The following is an 18,634-nucleotide window of genomic DNA, read 5'->3' as shown; positions in this document are numbered from 1 at the left end:
CTCATGTTCCCCCGGGTGCAGGCTCCGTGCCACTCCCCTGACCGGTCGCTGCGCCGACTCCCGCGCCGATTCCGGATTCTTGACCTCCAGCGGTCACAGCAGTGCCGGACGAGGCCCGGTTTCGGCGCACGCCGGCACGGCCTCAGCCCAGACGCGTCGGCCCAGAACATCCGCACTGCCACCGGGAGGGCGACCACCGACGGCCCCGGCGCCACCCGCGCCTTCGCCAGGTCCGCAGCCGACCCGGCACCCCGGCGTACGGCACGCACCTGCGCTGGGTCGCATCGAAGCCGGGCGGCCGACAGGAAAGCGCGGCTCATGCCCGGCGGACCGCGTAGCCCAGATACGTCACCGCAGGGCTGCCCTCCTGTTCGAGCACCATGTCGACCAGATCCGGCAGTTGCTCGTCGGTCAGCGTGCCACGCCTGCGTCCGCGCGTCGCGCGCACCAGACTGCGTACGTCGCGCGGCTTGAACGCCGAGACGTCCTTCGCCGACAGCCCGGCCCGGTCGAGGGCCTCGGCGAGCTCGGCCGGGCGGCGCAGCCGGTGGGCGGCGTAGCGGCCGCGGGGCATGATCCGGGTGCCCGGGAAGGCCTGGAAGGCACCGAGGTAGATCAGGCGGGACACGAGGGTGCGGTTCACTGTGTCGTAGACGAAGGCCCCGGCAGGGCGCAGCACACGCGCTGCCTGCGCGAGGACCGCCTTCGGCCGTTCGGTGATCTCAAGGGTGTCGGCGCAGTACACGAGGTCGAACGTGCCGTCCGGCAGGTCGAGTTCCTCCGCGGGTGACGTCAGGTACGTGATGCCGAGCCCGTTGTCCGCGTCCCGGGCGAGGGCCGTGGCGGCAGGAGACGGGTCGGCGGCGACGACCTCGAAACCCAGCCGGGCGAGACCCCTGGCGGGAAGGCCGCGTCCGCTGCCGATGACGAGCGCCCGGCAGCCGGCCGCCGTGAGGCTCAGCTCCGAGAGCACGCGCCGCAGATACTCCATCCGTACGGACTGGAAGGTCACGGCCCGGATGTGGCGGCCGTCGACGGCCGCCCGGTCGGCCGAGTCGACTGCGATGCGCGGAGTGGTGGACATGGCAGACTCCCTCGACGTTCAGGGGCAAGTTCCCTGAGGAAACCTAGCATTGACGAGTTCCCTGAAGAAACCCTTCGCCGATACGATCGAAGCGTGACCCGCACCTCCCTCTCCGACGTCGCGTGCTCGATCGCCCGTGCGACCGATCTGTTCGCCGACGCCTGGACTGCCCTGATCATGCGCGACGTCCTCCTCGGCATCCGCCGCTTCGACGAACTCGCGGAGGACCTCGGCCTGTCCCGCAAAGTCCTCGCCGCCCGGCTGGCCCGTCTGGTCGAGGAGGGGGTACTGACTCGCGAGCGGTACCAGGACAGCCCGCCGCGCGAGGAGTACGTGGCCACGGAAAAGGGCCGGGAGCTCTACCCCGTCCTGCTGGCGCTGATGGCCTGGGGTGACAAGTGGTACGCGGGGCCGGCGGGACCGCCCGCCCGGATCCACCACGACGCCTGCGGACACGTCACCACACCGGTCGTGGCCTGCGACACCTGCCGAGAGCCGCTCACCGTGGCCGACACGACACAACTGCCCGGCCCAGGCGGACGGATAGGGCCGGGCACACGGCTGTTGGGACCCTTGCTCGCCGCCCGGCACGAGGGGGCCCCGGCCGCAGCCCCGAAGCCCGCCCGATCAGCTCCTTCGTGATCTCGTTGCGTGCCGCCGCCTCAGGTCTTGCGCACTGGCCGGAGCCGACCGCCACGACTCCCCGTTGCTCGCCCCAACCCTGAACCGCCTGGGCGGCCTGGGGCCGTTGCCCGACGCATCACCGTGCACCGGGACACCGGATACGACTCGCACCAGGACGAGAAGACGCCCATCCAGACCAGCCGACGTTGGCACGCGGAACGGGCCGACATCACGGCCGTGACTCGTTGACGATCCCCACCAGCTCGCCCGGGCGACGCGGTCGCGGCTCTGTAGGAACCTGCGGAAGCGCAGCCCGGCAGCTCGACCGGTCAAGAACGAGCGGATGGGCCCGTGGGAGCGGCGTCACGGACGCGGAGAACCCGCGGTTCCGGGCCCTCGGCCCCCTCGCCTTGGTCCTCTTGCCCATCTTCGGCGGTTCCGCATGGGGGTGGAGCCCCCATCTTTCTGCCGACCGCCCCGACCCTGTGGGGGTCTCCCCCCACAGGGAACCGGCCCGGACGCCCCGAACGGCTCGAACCCTTGTCGGGACACGAAAGGCCTGCGATTGTCAGGCCTGTGATCAACACCATGGTTGCTCCCGCCGATCCGGCCGTTTCCGGCCAGCGGCGAGGCGGACCGACCGCCGTCGAACTCCCCCACGACCCGCAACCGGAGTGGGCCGCGTTCGTCGCGGCGGCGGTCGCCGCCGCGCCGCTCGCGCCGGTGGTGCCGGCCGGGGAACTGCCGGGCACCTCCGGTTTCCGGTTCGTCCTGGCGCCCTTCGCCGAGCTGGCCGCCTCCCGGCTGCCGGCCGCCGTCCCCGACACGGATCTGCCGCGCCTGCGGGCCCAGTTCACCGATCGGCTGGCCCGGCGCCTGGCCCGGCAGGCCGCCCGCACCCTGGTGCTCGAACTCAACGTCGCCCGGGTGGACGGCCGCCTGACGGGTGACACCCCCGCGGCCCGGTTCCGTGCGTTCCTGGCCCTGACAGCACGTCAGGACGGTTTGTCGGCCCTGCTGTCGGAGTACCCGGTGCTCGGCCGGCTGCTGGCACAGACCTGCGTCAACGCCGCCGACGCCCTGACCGAACTGCTCGACCGCTACACCGCCGACCGGACGGAGCTGGTCCGCACCCTGCTGCACGGCACCGACCCCGGTCCGCTGGTCTCGCTCCGCGCCACCGCCGGCGACGGGCACCGGCACGGCCGCAGCACCGCGGTGCTCACCTTCGCCGACGGCTCCCGGACGGTCTACAAGCCGCGCCCGCTGACCGCGCACCGGCACCTCAACGAGTTGGTCGGCTGGTTCAACGGACAGCCGGACGTGCCGGAACTGCGCACCGTCGCCCTGCTGGACCGGCCCGGCTACGGCTGGCTGGCGTACGTGGCGGCCCTGCCCTGCCAAAACCGCGGCCAGCTGGAGCGGTTCTACCGGCGGCAGGGCGCCTGGCTCGCGCTGCTGCACGCGCTGGACGCGACCGACCTGCACTTCGAGAACCTCATCGCCCGGGCGGACCACCCGGTACCGGTGGACGTCGAAACCCTCTTCCATCCCCCGGTGTCCGGTTCCGCCCCCGACGGCGACCCGGCGGCGCTCACCCTCGCGGCCTCGGTCCACCGGGTCGGCCTGCTGCCGCTGATGCTCTTCGGCGAGGACGGCACGTCCCTGGACGCGTCCGGCCTGGGCGGCGACGCCGGGGCCGTGGCGCCGCTGCCGGTGGTGGCCTGGGCGGAGAGCGGCACCGACCGGATGCGGCTGGTCCGCCGGGCCGGGGCGATCTCCGGGGCCGACAACCGCCCCCGGCTCGGCGGGGCGTACGCCGACCCGGCCGAGTTCACCGAGGCGCTGGTGGCCGGATTCCGCGCGGGGTACCGGGCGATCGCCGCCGGACGGGAGACGCTGACCGGAGCGCGGGGCCTGGTGCACCGCTTCGCCGAGGACGAGGTGCGCGTGGTACCCCGGGCCACCCAGGTGTACGCCACGCTGCTCGACGAGTCGACCCACCCGGACGTGCTGCGCGACCCGGCCGACCGCGACGAGCTGCTGCGGCTGCTCGGCACGGACGCCCTCGGCATCCCCGGGCCGGCCCGGCTGCTGGAGCACGAGATCGCCCAGCTCTGGGACGGCGACGTACCGTTGTTCACCACCCGGCCAGGCCTGGCGGACCTGTGGTCCGGCACCGGTTCGCGGATCCCGGACGCACTGGAGCGGCCGGGTCTGGAGCGGGTGGTGGAGAAGATCCGTGCCATGGGGACGGCCGACCTCGACACCCAGGAGTGGATCGTCCGGGCGGCGCTGGCCGCCAGGTCCACGGCCTGCGCCCACCGGCCGGGCGCACCGGCCACCCGTCGGAGTGGCACGGCCCGACCGGACCTGGCGGAGCGGCCGACGGCGGAGCGGCTGCTCAGCGCGGCGCGGCGGATCGGCGACCGCCTGACGGACGGCGCCCACCGGGGCCGGGGCCGGGGCCGGGTCAACTGGCTCGGCCTCGAACTCCTCGCGGACCGGGCCTGGCGGTTCGGGCCGGCCGGGGCCGACCTCGGGCACGGCTACCCGGGTCCGGCGCTGTTCCTCGCCGAACTCGCCGCCCACACCGGGGAGGAGCGGTACGTCCAGACGGCGCGCCAGGCCCTCAGCCCGCTGCCCGCGCTGCTGGAACGCCTCGCGGCGGAGCCGGAGGACCGGGCGGCCGTGGGCCCGGGCGCCTTCGCCGGGCTGGGCGGCATCGCCTACGCGCTCGCCCGGACCTCCGCCCTGACGGACGACCCCGAACTGGCCGGCTGGGCCGACCATGCCGCCGAACTCACCCGTGCCACCGCCGGGTTCGACACCGCCACCGAGGCCCCCGGCGCGGCCGGAACCGCCGACGGGTTCCGGGGCGAAGACCGGGCGGGCGGGCGGGCCGGGCTGGCCGAGGGGGCGGCCGGCGGGCTCGCGGCCCTGCTGGCGGTACACGAGACCACCGGGAGCGCTGCGGCCTGGCACGGCGCCGCGCTTTTCGCCGAGCGGCTGGCGGACCGTCCACCGCCGGCCGCGCCGGGGTTCGCCGAGGGCGCGGCCGGGGTGGGCTGGGCGCTGCTGCGGTTCGCGAGGGCCGGCGGCGGGGAGCGGTACGAGCGCGCGGGCCTGGCGGCGCTGCGCCACGCGGCCCGGAGCGCCCGTGCCGCTGCGCCCACCGGCCCGACCTGGTGTCAGGGCCTGCCGGGGATCGCCCTGGCCGTGGCCGACAGCCCCGCCGCCCTGGCGGATCCGGAGCTGGCCGGGCTCACCGGGCGCGCCGTCCACGAGCTGGCGGCCGCCGGTCCGCTGCCCGGCCATGCCCTGTGCCACGGCGAGTCGGGCGTCCTCGAACTGCTCGGCCGCCTCCCGGGCCCCGGCGCCCGGGAGGTGCTGGACCACCGGGCGGGTGCCCTGGCCGCCGCCCTCGACCGAGCGGCCCCGGTCTGCGGTACCCCTGGTGGCCTGGCCGTTCCCGGCCTGCTGACCGGACTGTCCGGCATCGGACTGGGCCTCCTGCGGCTCGGCTCGGCCGGGCGGACAGCTTCGACGCTGCTGCTGCAGCCGTCGCCATCGGCGCGGCCGTCGTGAACCGACGGCGCGACCTTCATCGAGAGGAACCCCCATCCATGAACGTCGAAGAGCTGGTCCGCAGCTGGAAGCAGCCCAAGGCGCGCGGCGACCGGGCCGCCGACCATCCGAGCGGGCAGATCTCGCTGGACCCCGGCGGCGGCGCCCGCCGCAGTCGGCTGCTCTCGGGATTCGACGAGCACTCGATCATCGGCACCCTGACCGTGACCGTTCCGTTCGCACCGGAAGCGGTCGGCTAGGGCCGGTGCGCACGCCCGGGCGCCGACCGGGCGACGGAGACCTTCGGCCGGTGCGCCCGTGGCCGTACGGGCGCGCCGGCCGCCGCGCTGCCGGTGCGCCGGCGGCGGCGGTCATCCCTGTCCGCGCGTCGACCGATCAAGTAGCCTCCACGGCATGCGCATGACTTCTTCACACGTCGTCGGCCGGGACGCCGAGCTGGCCCTGGCGGACAGCCTGCTGTCGGACGCCCGGCAGCACTCCGGCCGTGCGCTCTTCTTCCTGGGAGAGGCCGGGATCGGCAAGTCGCGGCTGGCCGGCGAGTGCGAGTCCAAGGCCGCCGCGCTGGGGCTCCCGGTGCTGCGCGGGCGCGGCAGCCCGAGCGGGTCCGGCACCCCGTTCCGGCCGCTGGCCGAGGCGCTCTCCTCCCGGTTCCGGATCGGCGGGCCTCCGGCCGACCCGGCGCTCGCGCCCTACCGCCCGGCCCTGGCCAGGCTGATCCCGGAGTGGCGGCCCGCGACGGCCGTCGGCCACCCGGAGGGCGTGGTCGACCTCGCCGAGGCGCTGCTCCGGCTGCTGGCCGTGATCGGCAAGCAGCACGGCTGCCTGCTGGTGCTGGAGGATCTTCACGACGTGGACTCCGAGACCATCGCCGTGCTGGAGTACCTGGTCGACAACCTCGCCGGGCTGCCGGTCCTGCTGGTCGGCACCCTGCGCCCGCAGCCGGGCCCGGCCCTGGACCTGGTCGACGCGGCCGACCGGCGGCGGGCCGCCTCGGTGGCCGCCCTGCGGCCGCTCGCGCCCGGCGCGGTGCGGGCGATCACGGCCGGCTGCCTCGGGGTGCCCGCCGCCGGGGTGCCGGTCGAGCTGGTCGAGCGGCTGGTCGCCGGCGGGGACGGGAACCCGTACCTGGTCGAGGAGCTGCTGGCCGAGATGGTCGGCTCCGGCCTGCTGCGCTGGGGCGGCGGCGGGGGCTGGCAGGTGGCCGGCGATCTCTCCGCCACCGTCCCGGCCACCGTGGTCCGGGGATACCGCCGGCGGATCGAGCTGCTGGACCCCGAGGCCCAGGAGGTGGTGTTGCTGGCGGCCTCGCTGGGAGCCCGGTTCTCCGTCGCCACGCTCCAGTTGATCACCGGGGCGGAGGACCGCTGTCTGTTCGCCCGGTTGCGCTCCGTCGTCGAGGCGGGCCTGATCGTGCCCGACCCGGGTGCGCCGGACCGGTACGCCTTCCGTCACGCGCTGACCGCCGAGGCGGTGCTCGCCAGTCTCCCGCCGGCCGAACGGGCCGCGATCGCCCGGCAGGCCGCTGTCGGCCTCCAGCAGGCCGACCCGGAGCTGACCGACGACCACTGCCAGCTGGTCGCGGACCTGCGGATCGCGGCCGGTGACCTGGCGGACGCGGCCCTGCTCTACGCCGAGGCCGGGCGCCGGGCACAGGCCGACGGGCTGTCAGGGACGGCCGTGGCGCTGCTCGGACGCGCCCACGAACTGGCCGACCCACCGGACCGGACCGCCATCGCCGAGTCGCTGCTGTACGCGCTGGCCGACGCCAGGCAGCTGGACCGGGCGCTCGCCCTGGTCGACTCGCTGGCACCGGCCGGGGCGGCGGCACTGTGCCTGGACTCCCGGATCGCCCTGCACACCCGGTTGGCCTGGGTCGCGGTGGCGGCCGAGCGGCGGGCCGACGCCGTCAGCCAGATGGCGGCCGCCCGGGCGCTGCTCCAGGACGGCGGCACCCCCCAGCAGGGCGCCGCGCTCGCCGTGGTCGAGTGTGAACTGGCCCTGCTGCCCGGGCAGGGCGGGTGCACCGCGGAGGTCGAGCGGAAGGCCCGTGCGGCGGCGGAGGTGGCCGAGCAGACCAAGCTGCCCGTGGTGGCGTGCCAGGCGTGGCAGTTGCTGGCCCTGCTGGTCCGGGAACGCGGCTTCGACACGGCCGACGCCTGTCTGGAGCGGATGCTCGCCGTCGCCGAGACGCACACCCTGCCGCTGTGGCGGGTCGAGGCGCTGACCAGGCTGGGCGCCAACACCTACCTGCGGACCGGCGACATCCGCCGGCTCGAACAGGCATGGGAGGCCGCGAACGAGCTGGGCGCGATCCAGCTGGCCCAGACCGCCGAGAGCGTGCTGGCGATGAACGCGGTGCTCCGGGGCGACCCGCGGCGGGCCGAGGAGATCCTCGCCCGCTGCCTGGACGCCAGCGCGCGGATGGGCAACCTCGGCACCCGCCGGTACCTGCTGCTGGTCTCGGCCACCCTCGGCGCGCACCAGGGCCGCCGCCGCGAGATGGAGCGCGGCCTGCTGGCGTTCCGTCAGGCCGGGGGCGCCGAATCGCAGCTGAACCCGGTGATGCTGGGACTGTGCCGGGCCGTCTGCGCCCTGCTGGAGGAGGACCGGACGGCCGCCCGGGCCGAGCTGGCCGCCGCGGCCGCCTGGGAGTCCCTGCATCCGAACGTCTACTACCTGGCCGGCCGGTACGGGCTGAGCCCGCTGCTGGAGGTGCTGGCCGGCCGGGTGGCCCGTACGGACTTCGCGGCCGTCGCGGCCAAACCGGCCGCCGGGCTGGCCTGGAACCGCCAGTTCCTGATGCTCGCCGACGCCGTCCTGCTCGGCCGGGAGGGCCGGGGCGAGCGGGCCGCCGGGGTGGTCGAGGACTTCCGCCGGCACGCCGCGATCTTCCCGACCGGCCACCACCTGGGCCTGCGCCTGGTCGCCGAGGCCGCCCTGGCCGACGGCTGGGGCGACCCGACGTCCTGGCTGCAGGCCGCCGAGGAGTACTTCCACCAGCTCGACGTGCCCGCCGTGGTGAGCGCCTGCCGGGCGATGCTGCGCCAGGCCGGGGTGACCGTACCGCAGCGCCGCAGCGGCCGGGAGCTGATACCCGCCGAGCTGCGCGCGCGGGGCCTCACCCCGCGCGAGTACGAGGTGCTGGCCCTGCTCGTCGACCGGCCCGGCAACCAGGACATCGGCCGGCGGCTGTGCATCTCACCGCGCACGGTCGAGAAGCACATCGCGAGCCTGCTGCAGAAGACCGGCCTGGCCGGCCGCGCCGCTCTGAGCCGGCTGGCGGCCGAGCTCTCCGCCGGCGGCTGAACCCGCCGTCCCGGCCTCCCGGCACCGGCCGAGCGGGTCCAGGTACAGGTCCAGCGGCGGCTCGGGCGCGAGGTAGAAGTGCCCGCCGGGCAGCGCCTCGTGCCGGAACGACCCCCGGGTGAGCTCCCGCCACAGCTCGCCCTGACGGTAGGTCACGTGCGGGTCGTCCGCCCCGCGTACCACCAGCAGCTCGCAGGCCAGCGGCGGGCCCGGGCGGTACTCGTAGCGCTGGAACAGCTCGAAGTCGGCGCGCAGGTAGGGCAGTACGAGCTCGCGGACCCGGGGGTCGGCCATCAGCTCGGCGTCCGCCTGGCCCATCGCGACGATGCTGCGCACCGCCGAGTCGTCGTTCCAGACGGCGCCCTGCGCCGAGACGTGGGCCGGGTCGTGCGGGGCGCGGGCCGCCGAGGCCACCAGGCGCCGCACCCCGCGGCCCTGCTCCTCCAGCCGCCGGGCCACCTCGTAGGCGACGATCGCACCCATGCTGTGCCCGAACAGCGTGACGGGCCGGTCCAGTTCGGGGAGGACGGCGGCGCATACCTCCTCGGCCATGGCGTGCAGGTCGTGGTGGCAGGGCTCCGGCAGCCGGTCTGCCCGGCCGGGGTACTGGACGCCGAGGATCTCCACGTCGGTGCGGCCCCGGGTGGCCCAGCCGCGGTAGTAGTTGGCCGATCCGCCGGCGTGCGGCAGGCAGATCAGCCGCCGCGGGGCCTCGGGGCGGGGCTCCAGGATCCGGACGGTCGTCACGCGCCGACCTCCTGACGGCTCGTCAGCACCATGTCGCGCAGCTCCTCGAAGGAGCGCAGCCCGTAGACGTCGGCGAAGTCCAGCCGGACGCCGAAGGTGACCGCGATCGACTCGATCAGCAGGATGAGGTCCAGCGAGGTCCCGCCGGAGTGGAAGAAGTCCTCGCCGCTCTCGGCGGGCGTCCCGGTCCGCTCCAGCCACAGCCGGGCCAGCTTCGTCCGGTCGTCCGCCCCGGCCGCGGGCACGGCCTCCTCCGGTGCGGGGGTGGACGGCAGGGCCTTCAGGGCCTCGCGGTCGACCTTCCCGGAGGGTTTCAGCGGGAACTCCGCGACCACCACCAGCTCGTCGGGCACCAGGTGCCGCGGTGCCCGCTCCGCCAGCCGGGTCCGGACCGCCCGCGGGTCCGCCCCTGCGGAGGCCGGGCGGACGAAGGCGCGGACGTGCCGCTCGTGGCCGGTGCCGACCGCGGTGGCGACCACCTCCCGTACCTCCGGGTCGGCGGCCAGCAGGGCCTCCACCTCGGCGAGGTGGATCCGATGCCCCCGGACCTTGATCTCGTCGTCCTCGCGGCCGCGGAACTCCACTACCCCGCCCGCGAGCAGGGCGGCCCGGTCTCCGGTGCGGTACATCCGGGCGCCCGGCAGGTCCGAGAACGGGTCCGGCAGGAAACGCTGCTCGGTCATGGCCGGGTCGCCCACGTAACCGAGGGCCAGCCGGTCGCCGCCGAGGTAGAGGTCCCCCACCTGCCCGGGCGGCAGCGGGCGCAGCCGCTCGTCCAGGACGTGGCAGGTGGTACCGGCCAGGCCCGCTCCGATCGGCACCGAACCCCCCTGCCGGTCCCAGCCGTCGAGCGAGAAGGCAGTGGAGATCACGGTGTTCTCGGTGGGCCCGTAGGTGTTCAGGAACTCCAGCTCCGGGAAGCGGTCAAGGATCCGCACCGCCTGCTCGCGCGGCATCACGTCACCACCGACCATCAGGGAGCGGAGCCCGCCCAGCGCGTCTAGGTGGTGGTCCGCCAGCAGCGCGAACACCGCCGGGGTGAGCACGGCGGTGGTGACCCGCTCGTCCCGGAGGAGATCGGCCGTCTCGTGCAGGGACAGCGCCCGGCGCGGGGCGCAGAGCACCGAGGCGCCCACCAGCAGGGCCGACCAGATCTCGTACATCGCGGTGTCGAAGGTCAGCACCGTGTGCACCAGGACGGTCTCGTCCGGGTCGCGGCGCAGCACGCCGGGCCGCAGGCAGAGCGCGGTGAGCGCACCGTGCGGCACCCCGACCGCCTTGGGCGTGCCGGTCGAGCCGGAGGTGAAGATCACGTAGGCCGGCCGGTCCGGGTCCCCGGCGGGCAGCGGGCCGGGCGGGTCGGCCGGGCCGGCCTGCTCGATCAGTTCGCGGACGTGCCAGCTGTCCGCGCCGATGCCCTCCGGCACGCGGTGCTCCGAGGTGGCCAGCACCAGCGAGACGCCGGCGATGGCGGTCATCCGCTCGGCGCGCTCCGGCGGGCAGTCGGGGTCGATCGGCACGAAGTGCCCGCCCGCCAGCAGGACTCCGAGCATGGCCACCAGTGCGTCGCGGTCGCCCACGCCGAGGACGCCGACCGCGTCACCGGCCCCGACGCCCTTGCCGTGCAGGGCGCCGGCCAGCCGGACCGCCCGGTCCCACAGCTCGGCGTAGGTGGAGCTGCCGGTGCGGTCCCAGGCCGCCACCTTGTCCGGGTGCTCGGCCACCTGTCGGCGGAACACGGCGTCGACGCACTCGAAGTGCTCCCGGCCGGGGCGGCCGGGCAGGGTCGCGCTACTCATCCGTTGCCTCCTTCTGCGACGGCGTCATGAGCCGTTCGACGAGCCGGGCGTGATCGCCCATGGTGCGTGCCAGCAGCAGATCCCGGAGCGGGATCACCACCGTGAAGACCTGCTCCAGCCGCCGGGCCAGCCGGATGGCGAGCAGCGAGTCCCCGCCGTTGGCGATGAACTCCGCGTCCTCGGTGAGGCCGGGGTGGCCGAGGAGTTCGCGCCAGGCGGCGGCCACCGCCCCGGCGGGGGTGGGCGGTTCGGCGGTGATTGCCTCCGCCGGGACGGCCGCCGGGTTCTCCGGGGCCCGTGCGGGGCTGCCGGCCGGGGCCGGGGCGGCCGGCCAGGCCGTCTCCGGCGCGATGTGGCGCTCACCCCCGAAGGAGGTGCCCGGAAGGTGCAGCCGACGGCCGTCCGGGATCAGCGCCGACAGCTCGACGGGCTGGCCCTCGGCCCACAACCCGGCGAGCGCGAGGGCGAGTTCGTCCTCCGCCCGGGGGCCCTTCCCCGGCACCAGCGGGAGGCTCTCCAGCCCGGCGGCGGCCGCCATACCGGAGAGGGCCCGGCCCGGCCCGATCTCCACGGCCAGCGCACCGGGGTACAGCTCGCGCACGGCGGCGATGCCCTCGCCGAAGCGCACCGTCCGGCGGACGCCCTCGGCGAGGACGGCCAGCGGGACCTCGGTGCCGGCCGGCACCACCGTGCCGTCCAGGGTGGACACGTAGGGCAGTGAACTGCGGCCGCCGGTACGGCCGGAGAGGCGTGCGCGGAGGGTCTGGGCGGCGGGCTCCATCGCGGCGGAGTGGAAGGCGTGCGAGGTGCGCAGGCGCCGGGCCGGGATCCGCCCGGAGAGCCGGTCCTCCAGCGCCCGGACGGAGACGGCCGATCCGCTCAGCACACAGGCGTCCGGGCCGTTCACCGCCGCGATCTCCAACCCGCCGGCAGCGGTCTCCGGTTCGGCCAGCAGCTCGCGGGCCTCGGCCTCGGAGCAGGACAGCGCCAGCATCGCCCCGGGCGGGCAGGCCTGCATGCTGCTCGCCCGGACAGCCACCAGCTCGACCGACGCCGCGAGGTCCAGGACCCCGGCCAGGCAGGCGGCCGTCACCTCGCCGAGGCTGTGCCCGGCCAGTGCCGCCGGGCGCAGCCCGAGCCCGTCCAGGGCGCGGACCGCCGCGTACTCCAGGGCGAACAGCGCGGGCTGGGCCAGCTCGGTGGCGCGCAGCAGCTCGGCGGGGAACTCCGGGTCCCGCAGCGCCCGCCCGGCCAGCCTGGCCGTGAAGGGCTCCATCACGGCCAGGCACTCCTCCAGCGCCTGGTGGAAGCCCGGCAGTCGGGCCTGGAAGGGCAGGGCCATGCCCGGCCGCTGGGCGCCCTGTCCGGGGAGCAGGAAGACCAGCGGCCGCGGGCCGTCCCGCGGCACCCGGCCGCGGACCCGCAGGGGGCCGCCGCGCAGCGCCCCGGCGAGTTCCGGGCCGGTCCGGCCGACCACCGCGAGCCGCTCGGCCAGCGGTGCCCGGCCGGCCCGCAGGGTGAAGGCCACGTCGGCGGCGTCCGTCTCCTGCCCGGTCAGCACCTCGGCCAGCCGGGCCGCGGTCAGCTCCAGGCCCTCCGGCCGGACGGCGGAGAGGGTGAGGACCGAGGTCCGCTCCGCCGGGATCCGGTCCGCCGGCACCCCCGCCGCCGGGACGGCGGGTGCCTGTTCGACGATCACGTGCGCGTTCGTCCCGCCGATCCCGAAGGAGCTGACGCCCGCCCGGCGGGGCTCGGGGCCCTGCCAGGCGCGGGCCTCGGTGGGCACCCGGAGCGGCGAGTCCAGGTCCGCCAGCAGCGGGTTGAGGCTCTCGAAGTTGGCCACCGGCGGTACCTGACCGTGCTTCAGGACCAGCAGGGCCTTGTAGAGCGCGGCCAGTCCGGCGGCCGCGTCGAGGTGTCCGATGTTCGCCTTGAGCGCGCCCACCGGGATGCTCCCGGCCGGGCCGGCCCCGCGCAGGGCGGCGGAGAGCGCCGACCACTCGATCGGGTCGCCGACGTAGGTGCCGGTGCCGTGCGTCTCGACGTACCCGAGCGAGCCGGGCGCCACGTCGCCGGAGCGCAGCGCCGCCCGGACGACGGCGGTCTGCCCCTTGGGGGCGGGGGCGTTGAACCCGGCCTTCGCCGAGCCGTCGTTGTTGACGGCCGAGCCGAGGATCACCCCGTGGCAGGCGGTGTCCGGCCCCACGTCCTCGAAGCGGCGCAGCACCACCGCGATCACGCCCGAGCCGCCGACCGTCCCGGTCGCCCGGGCGTCGAAGGGCCGGCAGCGGCCGTCGGCCGACATGATGCCGCCGCGCAGGTGGGTGTGGCCGGCCTGCGGGAAGCCCACCGAGGCGGCCACCACCACGGCCTGGTCGCAGTCGCCGGCGTTCAGCGACTGGACGGCCAGGTGGACCGCGACCAGCGAGGACGAACACGCCGTCAGCACGTTGACCGCCGGGCCCTCCAGGCCGAGCCGGTAGGCGATCCGGCCGGCCATGAAGTCCCGGCCGGTGCCGACGTGCAGGGCGGCCAGAGTGTCCGCCGAGGCCGCCGGATTGCCGAGGATCCGCGACAGGTAGTCGCTGCTGGAGGAGGAGGCGAAGACCGCGGTGCGCAGGCCGTCCGCCAGCGGACCGCGGCCGGCGTCCTCCAGCGCCGCCCAGCTCGCCTCCAGCATCAACCGGTGCTGCGGGTCGATGAGTTCGGCCTCGCGGGGGCTGATCCCGAACAGCTCGGCGTCGAACCGCTCGCTGTCCTCGATCAGGCCCCGGACCGGGACGTAGGCCGGGTCGTCGAGCAGGTGGCGGGGCACGCCCCGGGCCGCCAGCTCGTCGGGGTCGAGGGTGCTGGTGAGCTCCTCGCCCGCGCAGACCGCCGCCCACCACTTCGCCGGGTCCTGCGGGCCGGGGAGCCGGGCGTGCATGCCGGTGACGGCGATGTCCAGGGAACGGTTCCTCACCTCCCGTCCTCCGTTCCGGCCGTCCGCCGGGAGCGGCCCGCGGCGAGCCGGAGCCGGCGCCGGTGCGGGCCGCCGGCCCCGTCCTCGGCGTCCGCGGCCCGTACCGCCGGCTCCGGCCCGGGCGCGTCGCCGCCGCTCGCGGCGAGCAGCGCGGTCTGGGCGTCGACGGTGGTCGCGGTGAACAGCCCGACGATCGGCACCCGGGTCCCCGCCCGGTCCTCCAGCTCCATCTGGAGCAGCGGCACCAGCAGCGAATGCCCGCCCGCGTCGAAGAAGTTGACGTCTTCCGCGGCCGGCGCCTCGCCGAGCACCGCGGCCCAGGCGGCCCGCACCAGTGCCCGCAGGTCCGGTCCGGTCGCCGGGGTGGTCTCGGGCTCGGCGGGCCCGGGGGCCCCGTCCTCCTCGGTGCGGAGCTCCACGGCCCGCAGCGCCTCGCGGTCCACCTTGCCGTGCGGGGTGCGCGGCAGCTCCGGGACCACCCGCAGCACGCCGGGCACCATCGCGGGCGGCAGGGTCTCGGCGAGCCGGGCGCGCAGCTCCCGGAGGTCCACCCCGTCCTCGGTCACCAGGTGGGCCGTCAGGCTTCCCCCGCCGGGCGCGAGCAGCACGGCGGCATCGGTCACGCCCTCGGCCGCGCGCAGCGCGCCCTCCACCGCGCCGAGCTCGACCCGGTGGCCGCGGACCTTGACCAGCTGGTCCCGGCGGCCCAGGTAGCGCAGGCCGCCGCCGGTGCCCCAGCGCACCCAGTCCCCGGTGCGGTAGGACCGCGCGCCGGGCGCCGTGCCGTACGGGTCGGGGTGGAACGCGGCCTCGGTCGCCTCCGGCCGCCCGAGGTAACCGCGGGCCACCCCGCGGCCGCCCACGTGCAGTTCGCCGGCGGTGCCGTACGGCATCAGCCGCCCCCGCCGGTCCAGCACGTAGAGGCTCGCCCCCGGGACGGCCCCGCCGATGTCGACCGGGCCGGGCGCCTCGAAGCGGCGGTAGGTGCTCCACACCGTCGCCTCGGTCGGCCCGTACTCGTTCACGAGCGGCGTGGCGGGGAGCAGCGCGAAGTGCCGCTCCAGCAGCGCCTCCGGCAGCACCTCGCCGGCCGTGGTGACCACGTCGAGGGTGCCCAGCGCGGTCCGGCCGGCCCGCTCGGCCCGGTCCAGCAGCGCGGCGTACAGGGCCGGGACGGCCAGCAGGGCCGTAACGGCGTGGGTCTCGATCAGCCGCAGCAGTCTCTCCGGGTCACGGACCTCCTCGGTCCGCGCGACCACCAGCCGGCCGCCGGAAGTGAGGGTGCCCCAGAGCCCGGCCACCGAGGAGTCGAAGGAGAGCGGCGAGACCAGCAGGAAGGTGCGGTAGCCGCCGTAGGTCAGCCACCGGGCGGTGGTGGAGGCGGCCAGCGCGCCGTGCCCGACCTCCACGCCCTTGGGCTCGCCAGTGGTGCCGGAGGTGTAGATGAGGTAGGCCGGGTCGTCCGGCTCAACGCGGTGCGCCACCCACGCCTGGTCCGGCAGCACCGCCGGGGCCTCGATCGGCAGCACCTGGGCCTGCGGGAGGCGCTTTCGCCAGGCGGCGTCGGCCAGCACGAACCCGGTTCCGGAGTCCGCCAGGACGGCGCCCAGCCGGGCGGCGGGGTGGCCGGGGTTGAGCGGCAGGTAGACGCCGCCGGCCCGCAGCACCGCCAGTACGGCTACCACCATCTCGGCCGAGGGCTCGGCCAGCACGGCCACCGGCGTCCCCGGGCGCACCCCCTGCGCGGTGATCCGGGCGGCCAGGGCGTCGGCCCGGCCGAGCAGCTGTCCGTACGTCAGCTCGCTGGAGCCGCAGACCACGGCGGGCCGGTCGGGGTCGGCCAGCGCGATCTCCGCGACCGCCTCGTGCACCGCCCGGAAGCCCTCCGGCAGCGGTGTCCCGCGGCCGGCGGCCAGCAGTTCGGCCCGCTCCCCGGCGGAGAGCGGATCCAGCGAGCCCACCGTGGTCTCGTCGTCGGCGGTCAGCCCGCCGAGCAAGGCGGCCACGTGGCGGGTGAGCTGCTCGATGAGGGCCGGCTGGTAGCGGGAGGTGCGGTAGGTCGCCAGCAGCTCGGCGGAGGCCCCCTTGTCCCGCAGCACCAGGGTGAGGTCGTACTTGGAGATCCGCACCGGGAGTTCGAGGGCGGTGACCTCCAGCCCCGGCACGTTCCGGGGCGCCTCGCGTGCCTCGAAGTTGAACAGCACCTGGAAGACCGGGGTCCGGGTGACGTCCGGGGTGATCCCGAGCTTGCGGACCACCTCCTCGAACGGGACCGACCGGTGGGTGAAGGCCCGCAGCAGGCCGCGCTGCACGGCGCCGCAGAACGCCGGACCGGTCTGCGCCGGGTCCACGTGCACCCGGACCGCGGCCGGGTTGACGAACATGCCGACGGTGTCCACGAACGCGGCGGACCGGGTGTCCATGGTCGAGCCGACCACCAGGTCCTCGGTGTCGGTGTAGCGGGCCAGGGTGAGCGCGAAGGCGCTGAGCCCGACCACCTGCGCGGTGGTGCGGTGCCGCCGGGCGTATCCGCGGACCGCCTCCCAGGTCCGCTCGGGGAGCGGCACCCGGACCACCGCGCCCGCCTTGTCCGCGGTTCGGGTGGCGGGCTCGAAGCCGAGCGGCTCCGCGGTCTGCGGGAGCCTCAGCTCCTCGGCCCAGGCGTCGAACCGGGCCGGGTCCGGGCGGGCCGCGGCCTCCCGCTCGACGTACTCCGCATAGGGGCGGCCGGCCGGGGCGAACTCCCGGCCCGCGTAGGCGGCGAACAGGTCACCGGTGATCAGCGCCATCGAGCGGCCGTCCACCACCGCGTGGTGGGCGTTCAGCACCAGGACGTGGTCCTCGGGGCCGAGCACCAGCAGCTCCGCCTCGGCGAGCCGGCCGCCGACCAGGTCGAAGGACCTGGTCACCGCCCGGTCCAGCTCGGCGGGCAGGTCCTCGGGAGGGATCTCCCGGACCGCGAGCCCGAACTCCCCGGCCGGCCACCGTGCGCGCCGGGGCTCGTTGTCCACCTCGAACAGCCGCAGCCGCAGCTCCTCGTGACGCTCCACGACGGCCCGCCAGGCCCGGCCGAGGGCCGCCCGGTCGAGCGGTCCGCGCAGCCGTCCTGCCCAGGGGGCGGTGTACTGCGCGCTCTCCGGTTCGAGGACGTGCGCCAGCCAGAGCCGCCGCTGCGCGGACGACAGCCCCCCGCTCGCCTCGGACACCTGCTCCGTCATCGACTTCCCCTCTCGTGCGTGTACGTGAACGTGGGCCGGAAGGCTTCCGGTATCGCCGCGGTGAGCCGGCCGAGGGCCGCGTGGTCGGGCACCCGCCCGTACAGCCGGCCGAGCCGGTCGGCCGCGCCGGCCCGCCAGTCGAGCGGCTGGCCCGGGCGGCCCCGGATGTCGACCAGGTCGACCCCGGGCAGGGTGCGCAGCCGGTCCAGTGCGCCGACCTCCACCAGGCTCCGGGCTCCGGACGGCGCAACCAGCGCGTACTGGTAGGTGACCTGCTCGAACTCCGGGGCACCGGGCGCCGGCCGGCCGAGGGCGAGCAGCAGGGCGGTCTCGACCACGTCGTACCCGGCGCCCCGGCGCAGCAGGTCGACGACCAGCCCGCCGACCCGGCCGTTCACCTCGATGACGCGCGGGCCGTCCGGGGTCAGCTTGATCTCGGTGTGCACGACGCCGTCCCGGACCCCGAGGGCCTCGATCGCGGCGTCCGCCAGTGCACGGACCCGCTCCGCGGTCTCCGAGCGCAGCGTGTGCGGGACGAAGGATCCGCGCTCGCGGAACGGCTCCTCGAGCCGGAACTTGCCGGTGACGCAGATGAGCCGGCGGTCCCCGTCGTGCACGGCGGTCTCCACCGAGACGTAGTCCCCCCAGTCGGGGCCGGCCTCCTGCGCCACCCCGGTGAGCAGGCTCTCCACCAGGAGCACCGCCCCGGCCGGGGCGGACCGGAAGAAGTCCGCCGCCAGCCGTTCGGCCTCCTGCGCGCTGTCCGCCCGGCGGACGGAGCGGCTGCCGGTGCCGGTCCGCGGCTTGAGCACCACGGGCAGGCCGGCCTCGGCGACCGCCGCGGCGATCCCGGCGGGTCCGGCCACCGGCACGCAGCGGGTGGTGTCGATCCCCGCCCCGGCGAACAGCCGCCGCTGGAGCAGCTTGTCCGTCAGCCGCCGGGTGGTCCGCGGGCTGTGCCACCGGGTCAGCCCGAGCGCGGCAGCCAGCTCGCCGGTCTCCGCCAGGCGGTGCTCGCTGAAGGTGAGCAGACCGTCCGGCTCCCGGGCGGCCACCGCCCTCGCCGCCTCGGCCGCGGTGAGGCCGCTGACGTCGCAGAGTTCGAACCGGCCGCGCAGGCCCCGCAGCAACTGCGCGACGTGGGGCGAGCGTTGGTCGATCACCAGGAAGAGTTCGGCTCCGCAGGCGCGGGCCGCCGAGGCGATCTCCCCCGGGCCGGCGGCGCCGTCGTCGTAGACCACGCCGAGCCGCGGGCTACCGGATCTGCTGTGCATACCCATCCATCCGTCGAAGCGAGGGGCCGCCC

General features: G+C 75.9%; 10 protein-coding genes and 1 pseudogene. 5 read left to right on the top strand and 6 right to left on the bottom strand.

All coding sequences use genetic code 11. The features are described 5' to 3' along the window. Window positions 1-316: 316 nt before the first annotated feature. Window positions 317-1,084 (bottom strand): class I SAM-dependent methyltransferase, encoded by a 768-nt coding sequence (locus ACZ4W9_RS27080; RefSeq protein WP_467940158.1) that lies wholly within the window; start codon window positions 1,082-1,084, stop codon window positions 317-319. Between the two features lie 93 nt (window positions 1,085-1,177). Between ACZ4W9_RS27080 and ACZ4W9_RS27075 the strand changes: the two genes are divergently transcribed. From ACZ4W9_RS27075 to ACZ4W9_RS27055, 5 genes and pseudogenes are all read left to right on the top strand, one after another. Continuing rightward, entirely contained in the window at window positions 1,178-1,726 is a 549-nt protein-coding gene (locus ACZ4W9_RS27075; RefSeq protein ID WP_467940156.1) for a winged helix-turn-helix transcriptional regulator, read from the top strand. Window positions 1,727-1,760: 34 nt separating this feature from the next. Next, window positions 1,761-1,930: pseudogene (locus tag ACZ4W9_RS27070) on the top strand (IS5/IS1182 family transposase); the annotation flags it as partial. Between the two features lie 366 nt (window positions 1,931-2,296). After that, window positions 2,297-5,296, top strand: a complete 3,000-nt coding sequence (locus tag ACZ4W9_RS27065; RefSeq protein ID WP_467940155.1) for a type 2 lanthipeptide synthetase LanM family protein — start codon at window positions 2,297-2,299, stop codon at window positions 5,294-5,296. Between the two features lie 38 nt (window positions 5,297-5,334). Then, window positions 5,335-5,535 carry a hypothetical protein gene (locus ACZ4W9_RS27060; RefSeq protein ID WP_467940154.1) on the top strand — a complete coding sequence of 67 codons (201 nt, stop codon included), beginning with the start codon at window positions 5,335-5,337 and terminating at the stop codon, window positions 5,533-5,535. 154 nt (window positions 5,536-5,689) lie between these two features. Further along, window positions 5,690-8,602 (top strand): helix-turn-helix transcriptional regulator, encoded by a 2,913-nt coding sequence (locus ACZ4W9_RS27055; RefSeq protein WP_467940152.1) that lies wholly within the window; start codon window positions 5,690-5,692, stop codon window positions 8,600-8,602. Here ACZ4W9_RS27055 and ACZ4W9_RS27050 read toward each other — a convergent pair. The 5 genes from ACZ4W9_RS27050 to ACZ4W9_RS27030 are packed head-to-tail and all read right to left on the bottom strand — an operon-like array spanning window position 8,495 to window position 18,602. Then, entirely contained in the window at window positions 8,495-9,349 is an 855-nt protein-coding gene (locus ACZ4W9_RS27050; protein WP_467940150.1) for a thioesterase II family protein, read from the bottom strand. The two genes, ACZ4W9_RS27055 and ACZ4W9_RS27050, sit on opposite strands and share 108 nt — an antisense overlap. Then, complete coding sequence (locus ACZ4W9_RS27045; RefSeq protein WP_467940148.1) at window positions 9,346-11,148, bottom strand: non-ribosomal peptide synthetase; 1,803 nt, start codon at window positions 11,146-11,148, stop codon at window positions 9,346-9,348. Before ACZ4W9_RS27045 ends, ACZ4W9_RS27050 begins: the two co-directional genes overlap by 4 nt. Beyond that, a complete protein-coding gene (locus ACZ4W9_RS27040) occupies window positions 11,141-14,110 on the bottom strand; it encodes a type I polyketide synthase (RefSeq protein ID WP_467940147.1) in 2,970 nt (989 codons plus the stop codon). The genes ACZ4W9_RS27045 and ACZ4W9_RS27040 overlap by 8 nt, the downstream gene beginning before the upstream one ends. Next, window positions 14,107-17,328 (bottom strand): non-ribosomal peptide synthetase, encoded by a 3,222-nt coding sequence (locus ACZ4W9_RS27035; protein ID WP_467940145.1) that lies wholly within the window; start codon window positions 17,326-17,328, stop codon window positions 14,107-14,109. Before ACZ4W9_RS27035 ends, ACZ4W9_RS27040 begins: the two co-directional genes overlap by 4 nt. Then, entirely contained in the window at window positions 17,325-18,602 is a 1,278-nt protein-coding gene (locus tag ACZ4W9_RS27030; protein ID WP_467940143.1) for an ATP-grasp domain-containing protein, read from the bottom strand. Before ACZ4W9_RS27030 ends, ACZ4W9_RS27035 begins: the two co-directional genes overlap by 4 nt. Window positions 18,603-18,634 lie beyond the last annotated feature (32 nt).

It is taken from the genome of Streptomyces sp. NPDC029296, from assembly GCF_055569255.1.
The sequence above is the reverse complement of the archived record's forward strand: the minus strand, read 5'-3'. Positions and strand labels throughout refer to the sequence as shown.

What these genes read in the sequence shown, in the direction of transcription:
- ACZ4W9_RS27065 (WP_467940155.1), top strand. Translation starts at nt 2,297, where the DNA reads ATGGTTGCTCCCGCCGATCCGGCCGTTTCCGGCCAGCGGCGAGGCGGA.
- ACZ4W9_RS27060 (WP_467940154.1), top strand. Translation starts at nt 5,335, where the DNA reads ATGAACGTCGAAGAGCTGGTCCGCAGCTGGAAGCAGCCCAAGGCGCGC.
- ACZ4W9_RS27080 (WP_467940158.1), bottom strand. Translation starts at nt 1,084, where the DNA reads ATGTCCACCACTCCGCGCATCGCAGTCGACTCGGCCGACCGGGCGGCC.
- ACZ4W9_RS27045 (WP_467940148.1), bottom strand. Translation starts at nt 11,148, where the DNA reads ATGAGTAGCGCGACCCTGCCCGGCCGCCCCGGCCGGGAGCACTTCGAG.
- ACZ4W9_RS27055 (WP_467940152.1), top strand. Translation starts at nt 5,690, where the DNA reads ATGCGCATGACTTCTTCACACGTCGTCGGCCGGGACGCCGAGCTGGCC.
- ACZ4W9_RS27035 (WP_467940145.1), bottom strand. Translation starts at nt 17,328, where the DNA reads ATGACGGAGCAGGTGTCCGAGGCGAGCGGGGGGCTGTCGTCCGCGCAG.
- ACZ4W9_RS27030 (WP_467940143.1), bottom strand. Translation starts at nt 18,602, where the DNA reads ATGCACAGCAGATCCGGTAGCCCGCGGCTCGGCGTGGTCTACGACGAC.